Genomic DNA, 16,770 nt, shown 5'->3' with positions numbered 1-16,770 from the left:
TGCGGCCATGCATTTTACCGATCTCTTCATTCGCCGGCCCGTTCTCGCCACCGTCGTCAACCTGATGATCCTCGCGCTCGGCTTGCGCGCGATGGGCTCGCTGCCGGTCCTGCAATATCCGCGCACGCAGAACGCGGTGGTGACCGTGACCACGACGTATTACGGCGCCGATCCCGACGTGATCGCGGGGTTCATCACCACGCCGCTCGAGGCGGCGATCGCCCAGGCCAATGGCATCGATTATATGAGCTCGCAAAGCGCGAGCGGCGTGAGCACCATCACGATCTATCTCCGCCTGAACTACGATGCCGACAAGGCGCTGACTGAGATCAACACCAAGGTCAACTCCGTCCTCAATCAGCTTCCCTCCGGGTCGCAGCAGCCGGTCTTGACGGTGCAGATCGGTCAGACCATCGACGCCATGTATCTCGGCTTCGATAGCGACGTTCTCGCGCGCAACCAGATCACCGACTATCTCACCCGCGTCGTGCAGCCGAAGCTGCAGGCGGTGCCGGGGGTGCAGACGGCGGAGATCCTCGGGGCTCAGAATTTTGCCCTGCGGGCGTGGCTCGACCCGCAAAAGCTCGCCGCCTACGGCCTCACGGCGGCCGACGTCTCGGCGGCGCTGACGCAGAACAACTACATTTCCGGGCTCGGAACCACCAAGGGGCAGATGATCGAGGTCAACCTCACCGCGTCGACCGGCCTGCACAACGAACGCGAATTCGCCAACCTCATCGTCAAGCAGTCAGGCGGGGCGATCGTGCGGCTGAAGGACGTCGCCAACGTCTCGCTGGGCGCCGACAGCTACGAGACGCAGGTCGCCTTCGACGGGAAGCCCGCAGTCTATATCGGCATCCAGGTGGCGCCGACCGCCAACCTGCTCGACGTGATCGCCGGGGTGCACAAGATCTTCCCGGCCATCCACGCGGCGCTTCCGAACGGTCTCCATGGCCAGATCGTCTACGATTCGACGAATTTCGTGCATGCGGCCATTTATGACGTGGCGCGGACGCTGGCGGAAGCGCTGCTGATCGTCAATGTCGTCGTCTTCCTGTTCCTGGGGTCGGTGCGATCGGTCGTTATCCCGATGGTCGCGATCCCGTTGTCGCTGGTCGGCGCCTTCACGATGATGCTGGCGTTCGGCTTCTCGATCAATCTCCTGACCTTGCTCGCGCTTGTGCTCGCGATCGGGCTTGTCGTCGATGATGCGATCATCGTCGTCGAGAACGTCAACCGGCATCTCGAGCAGGGCACGGCACCGGCGGCCGCGGCGATCGCGGCGGCACGCGAGCTTGGCCGCCCGATCATCGCCATGACCGTCGTGTTGATCGCAGTCTATGTGCCGATCGCGTTTCAGGGCGGCCTGACCGGTGCGCTCTTCACCGAGTTTGCGTTCACTCTCGTCGGTACCGTCACGATATCGGCGATTGTCGCACTGACGCTGTCACCGATGATGAGCTCGCGCCTCTTGAAACCGCCGAGCACGACGAACGGCTGGCAGGAGCGACTCGCACGGTTGATCGATCGCGCGTTCGAGGCCACGCGCCGCTTCTATCTGAGACGGCTGCGCAACAGCCTCAACTACCTGCCGGTGACCACCCTCTTTGCGCTGCTCGTCCTGTCGAGCATCTATTTCCTCTACACGGGTGCCAAGAGCGAGCTCGCACCTCAGGAAGACCAGGGCGTCGTGATTACGACGTCGACCCTGGCGCCCGACGCCACATTGCAGCAGAAGGTGATGTACGCAAAGCAGGTCTACCAGATCATGAAAGAGTATCCGGAGACCGATCACGTGTTCCAGCTCAATTCGCCGCAGCGAGTCGTCGCGGGCATGGTGCTCAAGCCGTGGGACGAGCGCGAGCGAACCAGCAACCAGCTCCAGCCGATCGTCCAGCAGGAGCTCAACAACAAGGTGGTTGGCGCGCGCATCGCGGCGTTTCAGCTCCCTCCGCTGCCGGGGAGCCAGGGCCTGCCAGTGCAATTTGTGATCAAGACCACGGATTCGTTCGAAAAGCTCGACGCTGCCGCTCAGCAATTCCTGAAAACTGCGATCGACAGCGGCATGTTCATCTTTCTGGATACGGATCTGAAGATCGACAACCCCGAATCGACTGTTGAAATCAATCGCGACAAGGCCGCCCAGCTCGGGCTCAAGATGAGCGATGTCGGCAGTGCGATGACGGCGATGCTGGGCGGCGGCTATGTGAATTATTTCAGCCTCGATCAGCGTTCCTACAAGGTAATCCCGCAAGTGCAGCGGCAGTTCCGCCTGAACACGGATCAACTGCTCAATTACTATGTGGCCAACGTCTCCGGCGTTCCCGTGCCCTTGTCGACGATCGCGCGGATCACCACCAGGACGGTGCCGGAGACGCTCAATCATTTTCAGCAGCTCAACAGCGCGACCATCCAGGGCGTCGCGGCGCCCGGCGTCGCGCAGGCCGACGCGCTCGATTTCCTCAGAGATCTCGCCGCCAAGACGTTACCTGCGGGCTATACCGTCGACTACAGCGGCCTGTCGCGGCAATATATCCAGGAATCGACCGGCTTCGTCGAAACCTTCGGGTTCGCCGTCCTCATCATCTTCCTTTCGCTGGCGGCGCTGTTCGAAAGCTTCCGCGATCCCTGCATTATCCTGGTGTCGGTGCCGATGTCGATTGCCGGTGCGCTGATCTTTGTCAGCCTCGGGATCGGCGGCGCGTCGCTGAACATTTACACCGATGTCGGCCTAGTGACATTGATGGGCCTGATCAGCAAGCACGCGATCCTGATTGTCGAATTCGCAAATGACCTGCAGCGCCGCGGCGTCGCAAAGCGCGAGGCGATCGAGCAAGCCGCCGGAATCCGGTTGCGTCCCATCCTGATGACGACGGCCGCGATGGTGCTTGGCGTTGTCCCGCTAATTCTCGCCAGCGGCGCTGGCGCCGTGTCACGGTTCAACATGGGGCTCGTCATTGCGAGCGGGCTTGCGGTCGGTACGCTGTTTACATTGTTCGTGGTTCCTGCGGTTTATCTCTTGATCGCTGCCGATCATACCAGGGAAGCCGAGCAGGTCACGGCCGGTGGGGCGATGAGGACGGTCTGAGTTGGCGGTTTCATGCGTCCATGCGCCTCCGGCGCTTCTGAAAGCCGACGTGCCATGATACCAAGCTCGCCCCGGCACAGAGGAGCTTCCCGATGACAATCATCGATTCCCAAGTCCATGCCTACGAGGCGAACACGCCGAAGCGACCCTGGGACACCGTGCCGAACTGGCCCGCTCATGTCACCGGCGACGAGATGGTGGCCGCGATGGACAAGGTCGGGGTCGCCGGCGCGATCTTCATCTCCGCTTTTTCCATGTACCGCTATGACGCGAGCTATGCGGTGGAGGTGCAACGGGCCCATCCGGGCCGAATGGCGATCGTCAAGCCGGTCGACCCGGATGATCCCGGCGTGGCCGATGTCGTCGCCGACTGGAAGAAGACGCCGGGCGCAGTCGGCATCCGCATCATGCTGAGAAAAGGGGAGAAGCGCGATCCGAACGATCCGGGGCTCGACCGGATCGCCCGCGCAGCCGTTCGCTACGACTTCCCGCTGAACATGCTGTGCTGGGACAATCTGGACGCCGGCGCGGCGCTGATCGATCGCCACCCCGACACACGCTTCATCCTCGACCACCTTGGCATCCTGCAACCGCGCGTGCCGCCGGCGCCGCCGCAGCCCTGGGCCGATCTGCCGAAAGTGCTCGCGCTCGCCAAACGCCCGAATGTAGTGATCAAGGTCAGCGGCGCCTGCACATTGTCACGGCAGCCGTATCCGTTCCCGGACATTTGGGATCCTCTCGCTCGCGTGTTCGACGCCTGGGGTTTTGAGCGCTGCCTGTGGGGCACGGACTGGACCCGCGCGTTCGCGGTCGTCAACTACGAGCAGGCCGTCAAACCCTTTATCGAGACCGACCGCCTGAGCGCCGGCGAGCGGGCCATGCTGATGGGCGGCGCCTGTGCCAAGGCCTATCGCTGGTCGCCGACAAAAGATTAGGCGCTCACGCGGGAATTCGTGACATGACTGGCGCTGCGGCGATATCGATGATCGCCGCGACGCTTTGCAGCGTCTCGAGCGACGAGCACAATTCGACCAGCCGGTTGCGCGCACCCGGCTCAAGCAGGCAATCGACGTTGGATTTGAACTTGCGTTCGACGTCGGGTCGCGCGATCGGATTCTCGGGGCTGCCGCGCCGGTGCAGGACTTCCCGCGTGAAAGTTCGGCGATCCGTCGTAAGCACGCGGAGGCGGGCCGCGTGGCGGAAGGCCGGGCCCTTGCCTTCGAGCTCTGCGTCTTCTTCGATTCTGATCTTTGGGATGAACGCCAGAATGGTGGGATCGGCAATCCGGGCTTCGCTGTAGTCGGCAGCCGAGACGTCCTTTCGGAGCACCATGACGCTGAGGCCGTAATACATGTTCATCTGCGCGGCGGTGACGCCGGCAGGACGATAGTCCCATGCGGTGTGGACGAAGGTCATGTGACCGCAGCCGACATGGATTTCGCGGATGTCGGATGCTGCGAGGTCTTCTTCGATGAGGATCGACCGAAGCGCGTCGAGGGCAGCGTGGATGCTGGTCACGTTGGGATACATCTTGAAGCCGACCTTGCCGGCCTCCCAATCGCTGCCGAGCCCTTCCAATAAGCGCGGCGGATTGGGCGTTCGCGAAAACGCGCTCAGGAATCCCCCATAGCCCGCCTCGACGACATCGGAAATCCCGGTGAAGCCGCGCCTTGCCAGCAATGCCGCGAGCAGGCCGCCTTGCGCCGCACGGCCGGCGTGCAGGCGTTTGACCATGGCGCCTTCCTGCGCCGCCATCAGTCCCGCTGCCATCGATCCGGCGATGCCGAGCGCATTCTGCATCGCCTCAGTGTCGAGCTTGAGCAACTTTCCCGCCGTCGCCGCTGCGACGAAAGCGCCTGAAGTGCCTTGCGGATGGAAGCCATTCAGGAACAGCGACATCGTGGCCGCATTGCCGATGCGAAGTCCGACCTCGTAGCCCACGGCCAAAGACAGCGCCACGTCGCGCCCGTTAAGGGAAGGGTCGGCCTCGGCGAGCGCCAACGCCACGGGCACGGCAAGAGAATTCGGATGGATGATGGATTCCTTGTGGATGTCGTCCATCTCGAAGGCATGGCCCGCCGTGCTATTCACCAGCACCGCATTCGTGAGCGACGTGCGATGGCCGCTCCCCCAGATCGACGCGACCGGCTTGCTGCCTTCTTCGTGCGCGATGTCGTGGACGATCCGTGTCCAGGGCAATGTCGATCCCTGCAGGCAAACACCGAGACCGTCGATCAGGCTCAGCTTGATGCGTTCGACAACGTCGATTGGGATGTCCTCGAACCGGATCGCCGCGGCGAATCTTGCCAGGTCGTGTGTCGCGCCGGGAAGCAGGGAGGGAAGGGTGCTACTCATGGTTTCGACCGAGCTTCCCGCCAATGCGGGCAGGGCGCAACGGAAAAATGTGGTGACTTGCAACGTCCTACCGCCGCTTTGGCGAGGCAGGAGCGCCGTGCGGTAAGCGCGATGCCCACTGTCTCACCAGCCGTGTGATGCGATCACTACTTGTTCGGTGACATCAGCGGTCACGACTGGGGCCGAGTGGACAACCTCCTGAAAGTTTGCATCTAGCGAGTGGTTCCGGCCGCAGCAAGCGGACTTTCCGTCCGAGCTTGCCGCGAACGCTGGTTGCCTTGGGAAAGGATCACCCGGCCGCGGAAAATGCGGGCGGACCGTGATTCGAAATATCGCCGCACCTCCTTGGGGTAAAAACCGATGGCTGGCTCTTCGTTGAACTCAAGCCCAATCGTGCCGCCGGGATTCAGGTAGTTTTCCTCGAGATCTCCGAGGAAGAAATCCCATTCGCCTGCTCCCCAAAGCCACTCCGTCTTGTGACCGTTGAAGCAGATCTGGTGCGCGGTGATGACGTCGAACCGCCTGCCGAGCTGCGGCAGGTTCTTGTACGGCTCAATCCTGAATCCGGTCCGGGAAATTCCGAACAGCGCGATCATGTCGCGGTAGAATTCGTAATCCGGAAGATCGAGTCCGTGAACGCGATGACCGAGGTATTTGCAGCAATAAAGGAAGTAGCCGGCGCCGCAGCCCATGTCCAGCACCGAGGCGTGCGCCGATTTGTCGAGACCGAGCTCGACGACGCGCATCATCTTCGTCCGCAACCAGAGTTGCTTATCGAAATATTTGTAGCTGTCGTAACCCTCGGAAGCGTGTTTGGCGACCACCTCCTGAAACTTTGCCTGATCAATGGCCGCATCGGCCTTTGCGGCAAGGGCGCGTGCCCTCAAGAAATTCGGGATGTCCGAGATCGAATACTGCAGGCGGCCTGCATTTGCGAACAACATGGGCAATACTCCATCGAGCCTGATGATTGTTATGTGTCGGCGGCGATCGGCGCTTCATGGCGGAACGTCATTGTTCAATCCTTCCATGGGGTGAACATCTTGCTCTCTCCGGGATTGAGGCCGCCGAGATGGCGGCGAACATCGTCGTAGCCCCGATCGGTGGTCTTGTAGGTCAGCGTGTCATCGACATCCTTGCCGTCGCTGGTGAGGCGCAGGTGCAGCACGATCGCGCCATCGTCCTGCATGGTGGCCGTGCCGGAGTAGGGCATCGACGCCCGCGCATCGGACGTCGATGGCGTCATATCGCTAGCAGATGCGGCGCTGCCAATACCAAGCATCACCACGATCATGAGCACCAGAGTCTTTCTGTTCATGCGCGGCTCAATCTGCGCGTCCGCTGGTGGAGGGATCGGAACGCCGGGCCTTCGTGAAGGCCCGCGCCATCGCGCCCCACAAGGGTTTTGCCTTGTATTGGTCGTCATAGGGCAATGGCCGGGGAAGCCGCGTCGAGAGCGGATTCCTGTCGCGGGCCATGCCGCGATAGAACGAATAGTTGTCGGCGAACTCCCAGGTGATCAGCGCCTTCACCGCGGGATGGCGCAACGTCGGCTCCAGAAACTGTTGCGCCGTCCTTGCCACCGCCGCATCGCGTGCGGCGATATCATCGGGGAATACGTCGTCGCAGACGTCGAATTCGGTGATGTAGATGTCGACACCGAGATCGGCGAGCTTGTGAAGAAATTCGTTGAAACGGGCCGGGTCGTGTGGATATTGCGGCTGCAGGTGGCCTTGCAGGCCAACGGCATCGAGTTTCACGCCGGACTGCTTGAGGTCCGCGACCAGCTTCAACAGCCCGCTGCGGACGGCGAGCCCGAGCTCATCGTCGCGTTCGGTCTGCGCCTCGTTCAGCACCAGCTTGGTAGCCGGATCGACCCGGGCCGCGCGTTCAAAAGCGCGTCGCACATAGTCAGGCCCGAAAGCGTCGTACCACGGGCCGACGCGAAAGCCGCCCGGCGCCTTGTGGCCTGGCCAGAAGGGCTCATTCACGACATCCCACGAATGCAACTTTCCGACATATCGCGCAACGACCTCTTCGATGTAGGAGTCGAAATACATGCGCCGTTCGCCGATCGTCATGTTCTTGACCCAGTCCGGCACCCATTCGTTCCAGATCAGGCAGTGCCCGCGCATCGCGATGTTGTGCTGACGGCAGAATGCGAGCAGGCGGTCGGCTGTCTCGAAATGTTTCGGGCCCGGCTGCGGTGCGATCCGTGCGATCTTCAGCGCGACGTCAGTCGTGATCAACTTGGCCTGCGTGACGTAGAGATCGCGATAGGCGGCATCATTGTCGATGCTTTCGGCGGCGGCGGCGCCGAACAGGCAGCCTTTCTTGGCCGCGATCGCGCCGAGACTCGGCGTCAGCGGTGCGCCAGCGGCCATTCGGCCGCCGGTCGCGGCCAAGCCGGCGGCGGCGATTTGAAAAAGACGGCGGCGCGAAACGAGGGTCATCTCACTCAAGCCCCTTGATCTTCTGGCACGGCGTCGATGCGGTCGACCGGATCCTGACGATCTCCGCGATCGATCCGGTTTCGTGCAGCTCCTTTTGAGTGAAGAAATGCAGCGTGGCATGGGGGTAGGTGTCGCAGAATTGCGAAAGCGTTGCGGCAGTCGCCGCTACGTCGTTCTGCTTGGGGATGACGGCGATCCCGCCATCCCTGAGGATATACGCCGCCTTGATGTTGCTCATGGCTGCCGTCGCCAGGCACGTCTTGAAGAGATCGTTGTAGGCGTGCGGCGGAAGGGCCAGATCGCCGGCGAGGCCGCCGAGCACATACTCGCGGCTTTGCTCGCAGCTTTCGGCGTGCGCGCCGGTCGCGGCAAGCGCAAGACAGAATGCGATGAGGGTGAGCTGCTTCATGGTGATGATGCGGAATAAGCCTTAATGGCAGACGCGGGCTCGCGCGGCTGGATTGCCGGCGGGACATGATCGGGAATGCGGTGTGAAGGCCGCGCCGCCGGTTGCAGGCCATAGGTCCGGGCGGCGCAGCGCGCCCACGACAGTTCGCGGGCATGGGCCAGGGCGCCCGCACCGAGTGCGGATCGCAAGTCGGCATTCTCGGCAAGCTTTGTGATGGCGCGCGCGATGTCGTCGATCGAGGACTGCACGAGGAGGCCGCTCCTGCCCGCCAGCACCGCGTCCGGAACGCCGCCGATGGATGTCGCGACACTCGGTAAGCGCCCGGCGCCCGCTTCCAGATAGACAAGCCCAAAACCTTCGACCCGACCGGAAGGATCGTGCACGCCGGTGAGGCAGAAGAAGTCGGCCGCGCCATAGATGTCGCGGATTTCGTGATCCGGCAACGCGCCCATAAAGCGCATATCACAACTGATCGAGCCGGCGAGCGACCTCAATTCCCTGACATAGTCGGCTTCTCCGTCCGGGCCAATCACAAGCCAGGTGAGGTGATTGCGCAGCTCCCTGGAGAGGTCGGACAGCGCGGCAAGCGTGGCCGGATGTCCCTTGCGGCGCGTGATCCGCGCGACGGTGACCATGACAATCCGTTCAGGAGGGATACCATAGGCTGCGCGCGTCGCAGCGCGGTCCTTCCGCTCACCGAACCAGAATTCCGACACCCCGAGCGGAATGGCGTGGACGCGTTGCGCCTCAACGGCGAACCGCTCGCGAAACAACTCGCCGGTGTATCGGCTGTTGGCGATGATTTCGGTTCTCAAGCCGAACACGCCGGTGCATTTGATCGCGAGCCGCTTGAGCAGCGTCTGCGTCTCATTGATCTCCGTGCCGTGCACGCTCATAAAGATGCGCCCATCAGTCAGATGCTGCGACAGCGCGACGGGTATGAAGAACGGCCAATCGGCGGCGTGAACCACGTCGTATTGGCCGGAAGCCATGGAACGCCGCGCAAGCCGGATTTTGGACGGAAGGTCCCGCATCGAGTGCAGGCCGCCGGCAAAGCGCCGCACCTCGAACGGCAGGCGACGGTCCTCGACCGTATTGTCCCGCCCATAGTCGGGAGCGATCACCTCGATGTCGGCGCCGAGAGCAGAGGCCGCCCTGGCGACCTCGCGCGCGTAGGTTCCGATGCCGCCTCGGACCGGCGCGAATTCGCTCGTAAGCATAAGAATACGCATGCTTGCAGCCTCAATGCGCCGAGCTCGACATCGCCATGCCGCGCGCATCCTGAATCTCGCGGTGGTAGCGAAAAACACGGGCGAGCTGCCGTCCCGGCGTGAAGTCGGAGATCGCGCCCGCTATCCTGGCGGGGTTCATCTCGCCGGAAGCGACCGCATCTCGTACCGCGATGAGTCGTTGGACAAGCGTGTCGGCAATATCCCCTCGTGCGCCGTGTCGCGTGACCAGAAAGCCGTTGTCGCCGTCGCGGATGGCCGCTTCGAGCTGCGGCAAATGCATCGCGACGACCGGCCGGCCAACCGCCAGCGTTTCCAGGACAAAGCGCGGCATGCCTTCGAATTCCGACGTGAGGATGCCGGCATGCGCACTGGCGAGCGTCGCCGCCATGCCGACGGCATCCTTGAAACCGTGACGGACGGTGATGTCTTCAATCGCAGCAAATTCGGAGAAGCGGTTCGGGTCGCTGGTTCCGATGTAGTGGAATTCGATGCCGCCGTTCATTTGCTGTCGCAAGCGGTCGATCACACGAAACATCAGCATGGGATTTTTGAATTCGTCGAGCCTGCCCGCAAACACGATCCGGAACGGCGTTAGGTCGGAGGGGAACGGCTGCGGCTGAAAGATGTCGGTATTGACCCAGGTCCAAAGCGTATCGATCTTGTCCTTTCGGCGTGGATAGGTGTTGCGCAGGCGCTCGGTGATGTGGGGATTGACACAGAGAAATTTTTCGCTCGCCGCCACCGCAAACCGCTCGCCCGCGTGATGGACGAAGGCGTATCGCCGTAACAGCGAATCCATCTGAAGCTTTGGCACACCCTCGCCGTGCAGCATCTGGACGAATGGGAGACCGAGCACCTTCGGCAGCCAGGAATACTCGACGCGACGCAAGTCGATGCTGCAGCGTCGCGAACGCACAAGCCGCGCGATGGTGCCGAAATGGCGCATCAGCGCCACGAAGAACTGACCCGTCAGCGAAGTTCTGATGCTGCGCGCGGCCTCGCGCGCCTTCAGGTCGGAATATTGCAGGATCGGGAGGAAGTCGAAGGTCCGTCCTCGAAACACAAGCCGATGAATTTCACCGAGCTTCAGATCGCCCGCAGAGTCGACGCCGATGAAGAGAAGGTCGGTATCCGGCGGATGAAAGCCGATGAAGTCGCGGATATAGGTCTCGAGGCCTCCTACCTTCTGACCGCGCGGATCAAAGGGATGGATGAGGCAGATCTGGTAGCGGCGTTGGTTGTAGTGGGCGTTACGGGCGCGCAACGCCAGCGTCAGCGTCGAGGTCATGCCGCCTTCCTTATCCGTGCATCGACAATCTGCGGAATGGTGCGAATCACCAGTCGCGGAACCTCGGCCATGCAGCGTGCATAGCGTGGTCCCAACCGGCGCGGCTCGCGCATCATCCGCCACGCCCATTCGAGTCCCGCCTTCTGTGTTGCGGAAGGCGCGCGGCTCTTCGTTCCCGCGATGAAGTCAAGCGCGGCGCCGATACACAACATGCCGGTGCCGTCGAGCTCGTCCAGGCAGCGCGCGGCGAACAATTCCTGCCGCGGAGCGCCGAGGGCGACAAAGCAGAGCTTGGCACCTGAGGCTCGGATGCCCTCGATCGCCAGGTCGGCCTCCTCCGAGTGCGGATCGAAATTCGGGCCGGGAGCGTGAAAGCCGGCGATCCGCAATCCTCTGAATCGCTCCGACAAACGCCTCGCGGTTGCTGCGAGCGTCACATTACTGGAACCGAGCAAGTAGATCGGCAGACCTTTGTCTCGAGCCTGCTGACAGACGGGTTCGACCAGATCCGCTCCGGTCGTGCGACGGATTTGGGTTCCGAGCAAACGGCCCAGCACGACGATCGGAAAGCCGTCGGCTGTCACAAAGCGTGCCCGGCGATAGGCCGCGCGAAAATCGGATCGTCGTTGCAGCTGAACCACATGATCGAGATTGAGCGTGCAGACGCTGAAGTTGTCGCCGTGCTCGGCCGCTGAAACAATCGATGCGACTGCCTCGCTAAGCGAAAAGACGTTTATCGCGACGCCGTCGACGGTAAGGTTGCGCTGGTACGGTGGCGTTGTGTCCGACATGCCGATCTCCTGATGAAGTCGTGATCGAGTAACGCATGCACAAAACACAAACAGAGTGCCCCTTGCGGCAGCAACCGGAACCAGAAAGTCGAAGCGACGCGTCGTCTTCGACGAGCGTCGAGAACTCATCGCACTATTGCGACGCAACGATGGCGGTATCGTCGCGCGGCATGATGCGAGCGATGATAATTCATTCACTGAATTGAGAGCTGCCATGCGCGTTGCGACTCGGTGGCAGTTTCTCGGTTCCGATGATCGCGCTTTCTTCAAATTCTAATCGCGACGAGCGGAACAATTTCATGAGTGACGTTACGTAGAGCAGACCGATGCAGACGATGTAGATGGTCGCGCCTGCCGCGATCTGTCCCGCAAGCTCGACAAGGGAGCGTGGCTCCTGAAATCCACTCAAGACAACCATCATCACCGTCGTCGCGAGTGTGATGGGCGCGAGATGATTGATCGGCAGCTTCAGATCGAACCGGACGAGGCCGATCGCGAAGCTCACAACAGCGGCGGCGAACGCGGCGACCACCGTGGCGCCGGCGGCGCCAACCAGTCCCCAGTGGGCAATGAAGGCAGGCGTCAGCACGACGGTCACGCCGGCGTCGATCGCCGTCACAACGATCATGAGGCCGGTGCGGTTGTGCAGCAGGAACGCCTGATCGACGAAATGCGCTCGGACGCTGCGGATCCCGCCGGCCAGCGTCGAGAGTGGCAAGACCGCCAATGTCATTTGCTGGAACGGGGTTGCGATCAGGAGATGCACGAACCCCATTCGCAGAATGAAGATGCCGGCAACGCTCGGAACCAGTATCGCGAGCAAAAGTGCGCCATTGTCGGCGAGCTGGCGCATCGCGACCACGCTGCCGTCCCGTTCCATGCTCTTGACGGCAAGTGGAAACGCGGCGGCGGTGACCAGCATGGCGGCGAACGTCGCGGCGCGTTGACCGAGCCCGTAGCCCACGGCGAACAGGCCGGTCGCGCCGACGCCGAGCACGTCGTTGACGATGAAGCGGGATGCATTGAGGCCGACCCAGCCGAACGCGCCGCCGATGATCAGCGGGATGCCGTATTTCAGCGCATGGTTGACGATCGCGCGGTCCGGCGCCCAAATGCTGCGGCTGTGGCCGATCACGGGGAGGACCACGACGACGGCGGCCAACTGCGCAAGCGCATAGCCGGCCAACGGCCATTCGGCTGAGTGGCCGAGCAGCTTGATCAGCAAGAGGCCGATTACGAAGCCGACCGCAGGACCGACGATCTGCTGGATCGTATAGACCCAGACCTGATGGTCGACGCGGGCTCGATCACCGACATAGAGATTGAGCGTGCGCGTGATCACGTAGCCGACCGTTGCGACGAGCAGGCCGGCATTTCCATCGGGGGCGATGACGAGGAGAAGGACGGCAACGACGATAAGGCTTTGGACGAGAACGGAGGCCAGCAAGAGCGAATTTTCCGTCTGATGAAATCGCTGCACTTCACCTGTATCGTGATAGCGTCCGAGAAAACGCAGGGCATATTGCGACCACCAGGCGAGAAAGGCGATCTGCAACAGTTCGTGCGTGGCGGTGACGAGCGTGATCACGCCGAGCGTGTGCTCGTCGACAACGTGGGTCCAGACGATGACCGAGATGAGCTGGAACAGCGGTCCCACGATCTGCGCCGGCAGGTAAAGCAGGGTGTGTCGGATCAGCATGGCTCAGGCTCCGAGCCAGCGTGACAGGCGCGGAGGAACGTTGGCCCTGACCGCCAGTAGTGCCAGAATGCTGCCGAACGCTGTCACGACATAGGTGATTGCGAAGCTCGCTACCGATCCGAGCCGATCGAGCGAGGCGTGATCGCGCAGCGCCATGACGATGAAGATGTGCCACAGGTAGATGAAATAGCTGCCGGAGCCGCAGCTTGCCAGGAACGGCACGCGCGCATCGAGCAGGAATAGCGTCAGGCAAAGCAACGCGGCATAGCCGAAGAAGGCTATCGAATCATAATCGGCGGCGTCGCCAAGGCGGAACAGGCGGACCGCTGCATAGATGCTGTAAGCCAGGAGTGCTGCGCCGAACATCAGTGCCGGCGTGGCGGCCAGTCGATATCGCATGTCGGTGAGTCCGACGAGCGCACCCAGCGCCATGAAGGAGAACCAGAAGGGAATGTCGCGCATCCGAAGCTCTTCGGTCAGTGCTTCGGGAAGGCCCAGACGAGATGCGAGAGGGTCGAGGTAACTGCCTGCGATCAGGGCGAACAGGATCGCCAGCAGGAAGGCGACAACTCGACCTGAGGGCCCGGCCGCGTTGCCGGCGGCGGAAAACGCGAGCCACAGCGCAATGGTGCAGCCAAGATAGACGAAGACGTAGTAATAGACGAACACATAAGCGAGCACGAACCTCGCAACTGTCGTGCTGAGGCGATGATCCATCGCGGGATTGTGCAAGGCCATGTAGACATACGCCGGGACGAACGCGATCGCGTAGGGCACGATGGCTGTCTTCAACCGGCGGACCAGAGGTACGCGTCCCGAGAGCGCAGTCAGATAGCCGGAGGCAAAGAGGAAGATCGGCACGCACGGCCGCAATGCCGCATCGGTCAACGTTTCCCACGAACCCAGCGGTTGTCGAAAGGAATGAATGCCGACCACCATCAGGATGGCGACGCCGCGCATCGTGTCGATGGCGACATCCCGGTGTGCAACGGCCGCCGGGACAGATCGCGCCGGCGATGGGTCAATGGCGTCTCTAGTGACCAAGCTCATGTCGTGCCGTCCAGCCTCGCTTCGTTGGCGCCGGGCTGAATGGTCGGTGCAGCCATGCGCGGAGGGGCTTGTCGGCCCGCGAGCTTGGCGATGAGGGCGATGACCACGTTGCGGTCGGAAGTCGCGAGCGCGTTCCAGCGCGCCAGATTCCGCGCGGCAAGTTCGACATAGCGAGCGCGCCAGTCCGGTTCCGACAACATCGCCGCTATTCTGGCGGCAGCAGCGTCCGGCTCTCCGGGGTCGATAAAAATGCCGGAGCCATCGAGCACTTCGCGGAAAATCGCCGCATCGGGCGCAGCGATCGGCAGGCCGGCATATTGGGCTTCGAGCAGCGGCAAGCCCAGGCCTTCATCATGGGATGTACAGATGAGGAGATCGGCATCGTGAAGTAACTGTCTGACGCGATCGGCAGGTTGGTAGCCGTGCAGCTTGACACCGGGAAGCCGCTCGAGCATTCGCCATTCGTCGCCCCAGCCGCGCCGTCCGACGATCTCCAAGGTCGCATCAGCATAGCCAAGCGCACGCAGTGCACCAACGATTTGCGCGGCTGCGACGAAATTCTTTCTGGGCTCCACAGTGCCGAGCGCAACCAGCCGCAACGGCTTTTCCGCGCGTTCGGTGCGCCCTGTTACATCGAGATGAAAGACATTGCGGACTGTCGGCCGATACAGCGTTATCGTCGCGTCGGGCCGGCAATGCGCGGCGAGCTTTCGCATCGTGTCGCTGGAATTGGCGAGGAAGCGTGGGTAGTGGCGCAGTGCCAGCTTGAAAGGTGCCGACATATAGAGACGAGCGCGTGGGTTGAGATCGGCCGGCCGCGACAGCAGAAAAATATCGTGGATGTAGGGAAGCACCCGCGACGCGAAGGGGCGCAGCAGAGGCGATGGCGGAAAGCCGGGGCACAGCAGGATCGACGAAGAGGCCGCAAGGCGGAACGGCAGCCCGAACGTTTGCCTCATGACCATCTGCGTCACTCCGCGGGCGGTGACGGGGACGACGTCGAGCGGGGCAAGCGCCGCAGCGGAGAACAGCTCCAGGGTGATGCGCTCGAGGCCTGTGATGTGGCGGCCGAGATGGGTGTGGTCGACATAGATTGCCATGTGGTGCTCCGGGCTAGACGGACATCGGAGCCGGCCGATATCGGCCGCCGATGGCACGGACTGGCGCGACGCGCTGGCGCGTTCGCGGCAGGAGCAAGGTGATCAAGAGGACGAATTGGGCGAGCTGGATGTTCTTCGAAGAGAAACTGACCGAGCTCACAGCGACGATCAGGATCAAGACGACGATCGCCCACGCCGCGCCGCTCGCGCGCTGCAGGACTTCAACGAAGAAAGCGGCAAGCCCGATGCTGAGCAGGACGGTGTGAACAAGTCCGAACTGCACGATGCAGGAAATCCAGAAGTCTTCGATTCCATAGTTGAGGCCGTAGGCGGTCTGGAGCGCGCTCGCCCGTACCGGATCCGGACCCAGGATCAGTTCATGCCAGTCGAAATGGGAGAGCAGGGCGAACGTCGCATAACGCGCCAGCGTGCTGCCGTGGTCAGATCCGAACCGCACCAGCATCTTGTCGAAAATACCAAGATCGAGCGCGACAACGATGCAGGCGCCGGCGGCAAATACGACGCAGATCGCCATGGCGACGAGCAGAAGAGGGATGCGGCCGCCGCGCAATATCCGGAAGACCTGGACACAGGCGAGGACGCTGCTGATCACCAGGACGGTGATGAGCGCGGTCCGGCCGCCGAATGCCATCAGCGACGCCAGGCAGAATCCGATCAGCGGCAGGCGCAGGGCCCGCCAGGGGCACAGCGATGGGCGCAGAATGAGCGCGAGGATGTAGGCCGCAACGACACCAGACGCCGTGAGCGGATGGCCGAGGAGAGCGGAAGAGCGCCACTCGCCATGTACGATCAGGTTCGCTCCCAGATTCAGTTCAAACAGCCGATGGCCGGAGAAATATTCGTAGTAGCCGAGGATGACATTGAGCAGGATCGCAAAATGGATTGCCCAGATCAGCGGTCGCCGCTGTGCCGGCGAAAGATACCAGATCGAAAGGCACAGCATCACCGGCAGCAGGAAAGTGTCGATGATCACCGTGAACGGCCGTTCGAGCGCCAGCATTTGCAAGAGCAACAGGAACCAGCAGAACAGGTAGATCAGCAGAAGTTTTGCCTCGGCGAACATCCGGTTGATGGCGCCGATCGGATCGCCGTTGCGAATGAGGAGCAGGACGAATGCGAGGCCGGTGAAATAGGTCGCCGGGTGAAACTTCTCGAGGACGTTGCCCCCTGTGGTCAGGTAATGGATCTTCCAATCGGTGAGCATCGCCGACGAGATCGTGAAGATCGATATGACGGCGAGCAGGAGCAACCCGACGATAGCGCCGTCGATCAAGCCGGCTACCT

14 protein-coding genes are annotated in these 16,770 nt (G+C 62.2%); 2 read left to right on the top strand and 12 right to left on the bottom strand.

Annotated features, from left to right (window positions below):
• Positions 1–7 precede the first annotated feature (7 nt).
• Both VKR55_RS05710 and VKR55_RS05705 read left to right on the top strand, forming a co-directional pair.
• The gene (locus tag VKR55_RS05710) at positions 8–3,088 is read left to right on the top strand and encodes an efflux RND transporter permease subunit (RefSeq protein ID WP_324400611.1); all 3,081 of its coding nucleotides are present in this window, start codon (positions 8–10) and stop codon (positions 3,086–3,088) included.
• Between the two features lie 92 nt (positions 3,089–3,180).
• Complete coding sequence (locus tag VKR55_RS05705; protein WP_324400609.1) at positions 3,181–4,023, top strand: amidohydrolase family protein; 843 nt, start codon at positions 3,181–3,183, stop codon at positions 4,021–4,023.
• A 4-nt stretch (positions 4,024–4,027) separates the two neighbouring features.
• Here the strand turns inward: VKR55_RS05705 and VKR55_RS05700 are convergent, their stop codons facing one another.
• The 12 genes from VKR55_RS05700 to VKR55_RS05645 form a co-directional block, all read right to left on the bottom strand.
• A complete protein-coding gene (locus tag VKR55_RS05700) occupies positions 4,028–5,443 on the bottom strand; it encodes an MmgE/PrpD family protein (RefSeq protein WP_324400607.1) in 1,416 nt (471 codons plus the stop codon).
• A gap of 212 nt (positions 5,444–5,655) precedes the next feature.
• Positions 5,656–6,387, bottom strand: coding sequence for a class I SAM-dependent methyltransferase (locus VKR55_RS05695; protein ID WP_324400605.1), 732 nt, complete (start codon positions 6,385–6,387; stop codon positions 5,656–5,658).
• Positions 6,388–6,461: 74 nt separating this feature from the next.
• On the bottom strand, positions 6,462–6,761 hold the full coding sequence (locus tag VKR55_RS05690; RefSeq protein WP_324400602.1) for a hypothetical protein: 300 nt from the start codon (positions 6,759–6,761) through the stop codon (positions 6,462–6,464).
• Positions 6,762–6,768: 7 nt separating this feature from the next.
• Positions 6,769–7,827: an endo-1,4-beta-xylanase gene (locus VKR55_RS05685; protein ID WP_324400600.1), complete on the bottom strand. Its 1,059-nt coding sequence runs from the start codon at positions 7,825–7,827 to the stop codon at positions 6,769–6,771.
• A gap of 70 nt (positions 7,828–7,897) precedes the next feature.
• Complete coding sequence (locus tag VKR55_RS05680) at positions 7,898–8,305, bottom strand: hypothetical protein (RefSeq protein ID WP_324400598.1); 408 nt, start codon at positions 8,303–8,305, stop codon at positions 7,898–7,900.
• Positions 8,302–9,537 carry a glycosyltransferase family 4 protein gene (locus VKR55_RS05675; protein WP_324400596.1) on the bottom strand — a complete coding sequence of 412 codons (1,236 nt, stop codon included), beginning with the start codon at positions 9,535–9,537 and terminating at the stop codon, positions 8,302–8,304. Before VKR55_RS05675 ends, VKR55_RS05680 begins: the two co-directional genes overlap by 4 nt.
• Positions 9,538–9,547: 10 nt before the next feature.
• On the bottom strand, positions 9,548–10,825 hold the full coding sequence (locus VKR55_RS05670) for a glycosyltransferase (protein WP_324400593.1): 1,278 nt from the start codon (positions 10,823–10,825) through the stop codon (positions 9,548–9,550).
• Complete coding sequence (locus VKR55_RS05665; RefSeq protein WP_324400591.1) at positions 10,822–11,616, bottom strand: WecB/TagA/CpsF family glycosyltransferase; 795 nt, start codon at positions 11,614–11,616, stop codon at positions 10,822–10,824. Before VKR55_RS05665 ends, VKR55_RS05670 begins: the two co-directional genes overlap by 4 nt.
• A gap of 190 nt (positions 11,617–11,806) precedes the next feature.
• Positions 11,807–13,315 (bottom strand): lipopolysaccharide biosynthesis protein, encoded by a 1,509-nt coding sequence (locus VKR55_RS05660; protein ID WP_324400589.1) that lies wholly within the window; start codon positions 13,313–13,315, stop codon positions 11,807–11,809.
• Positions 13,316–13,318: 3 nt separating this feature from the next.
• Entirely contained in the window at positions 13,319–14,365 is a 1,047-nt protein-coding gene (locus VKR55_RS05655) for an acyltransferase (protein WP_324400588.1), read from the bottom strand.
• On the bottom strand, positions 14,362–15,465 hold the full coding sequence (locus tag VKR55_RS05650; protein ID WP_324400585.1) for a glycosyltransferase: 1,104 nt from the start codon (positions 15,463–15,465) through the stop codon (positions 14,362–14,364). Before VKR55_RS05650 ends, VKR55_RS05655 begins: the two co-directional genes overlap by 4 nt.
• A gap of 13 nt (positions 15,466–15,478) precedes the next feature.
• Entirely contained in the window at positions 15,479–16,759 is a 1,281-nt protein-coding gene (locus VKR55_RS05645; RefSeq protein WP_324400583.1) for a VpsF family polysaccharide biosynthesis protein, read from the bottom strand.
• Between the last annotated feature and the right edge of the window lie 11 nt (positions 16,760–16,770).

It is taken from the genome of Bradyrhizobium sp., assembly GCF_035309285.1.
GTDB lineage: Bacteria > Pseudomonadota > Alphaproteobacteria > Rhizobiales > Xanthobacteraceae > Bradyrhizobium.
This window is presented reverse-complemented; position numbering and strand designations above follow the sequence as displayed.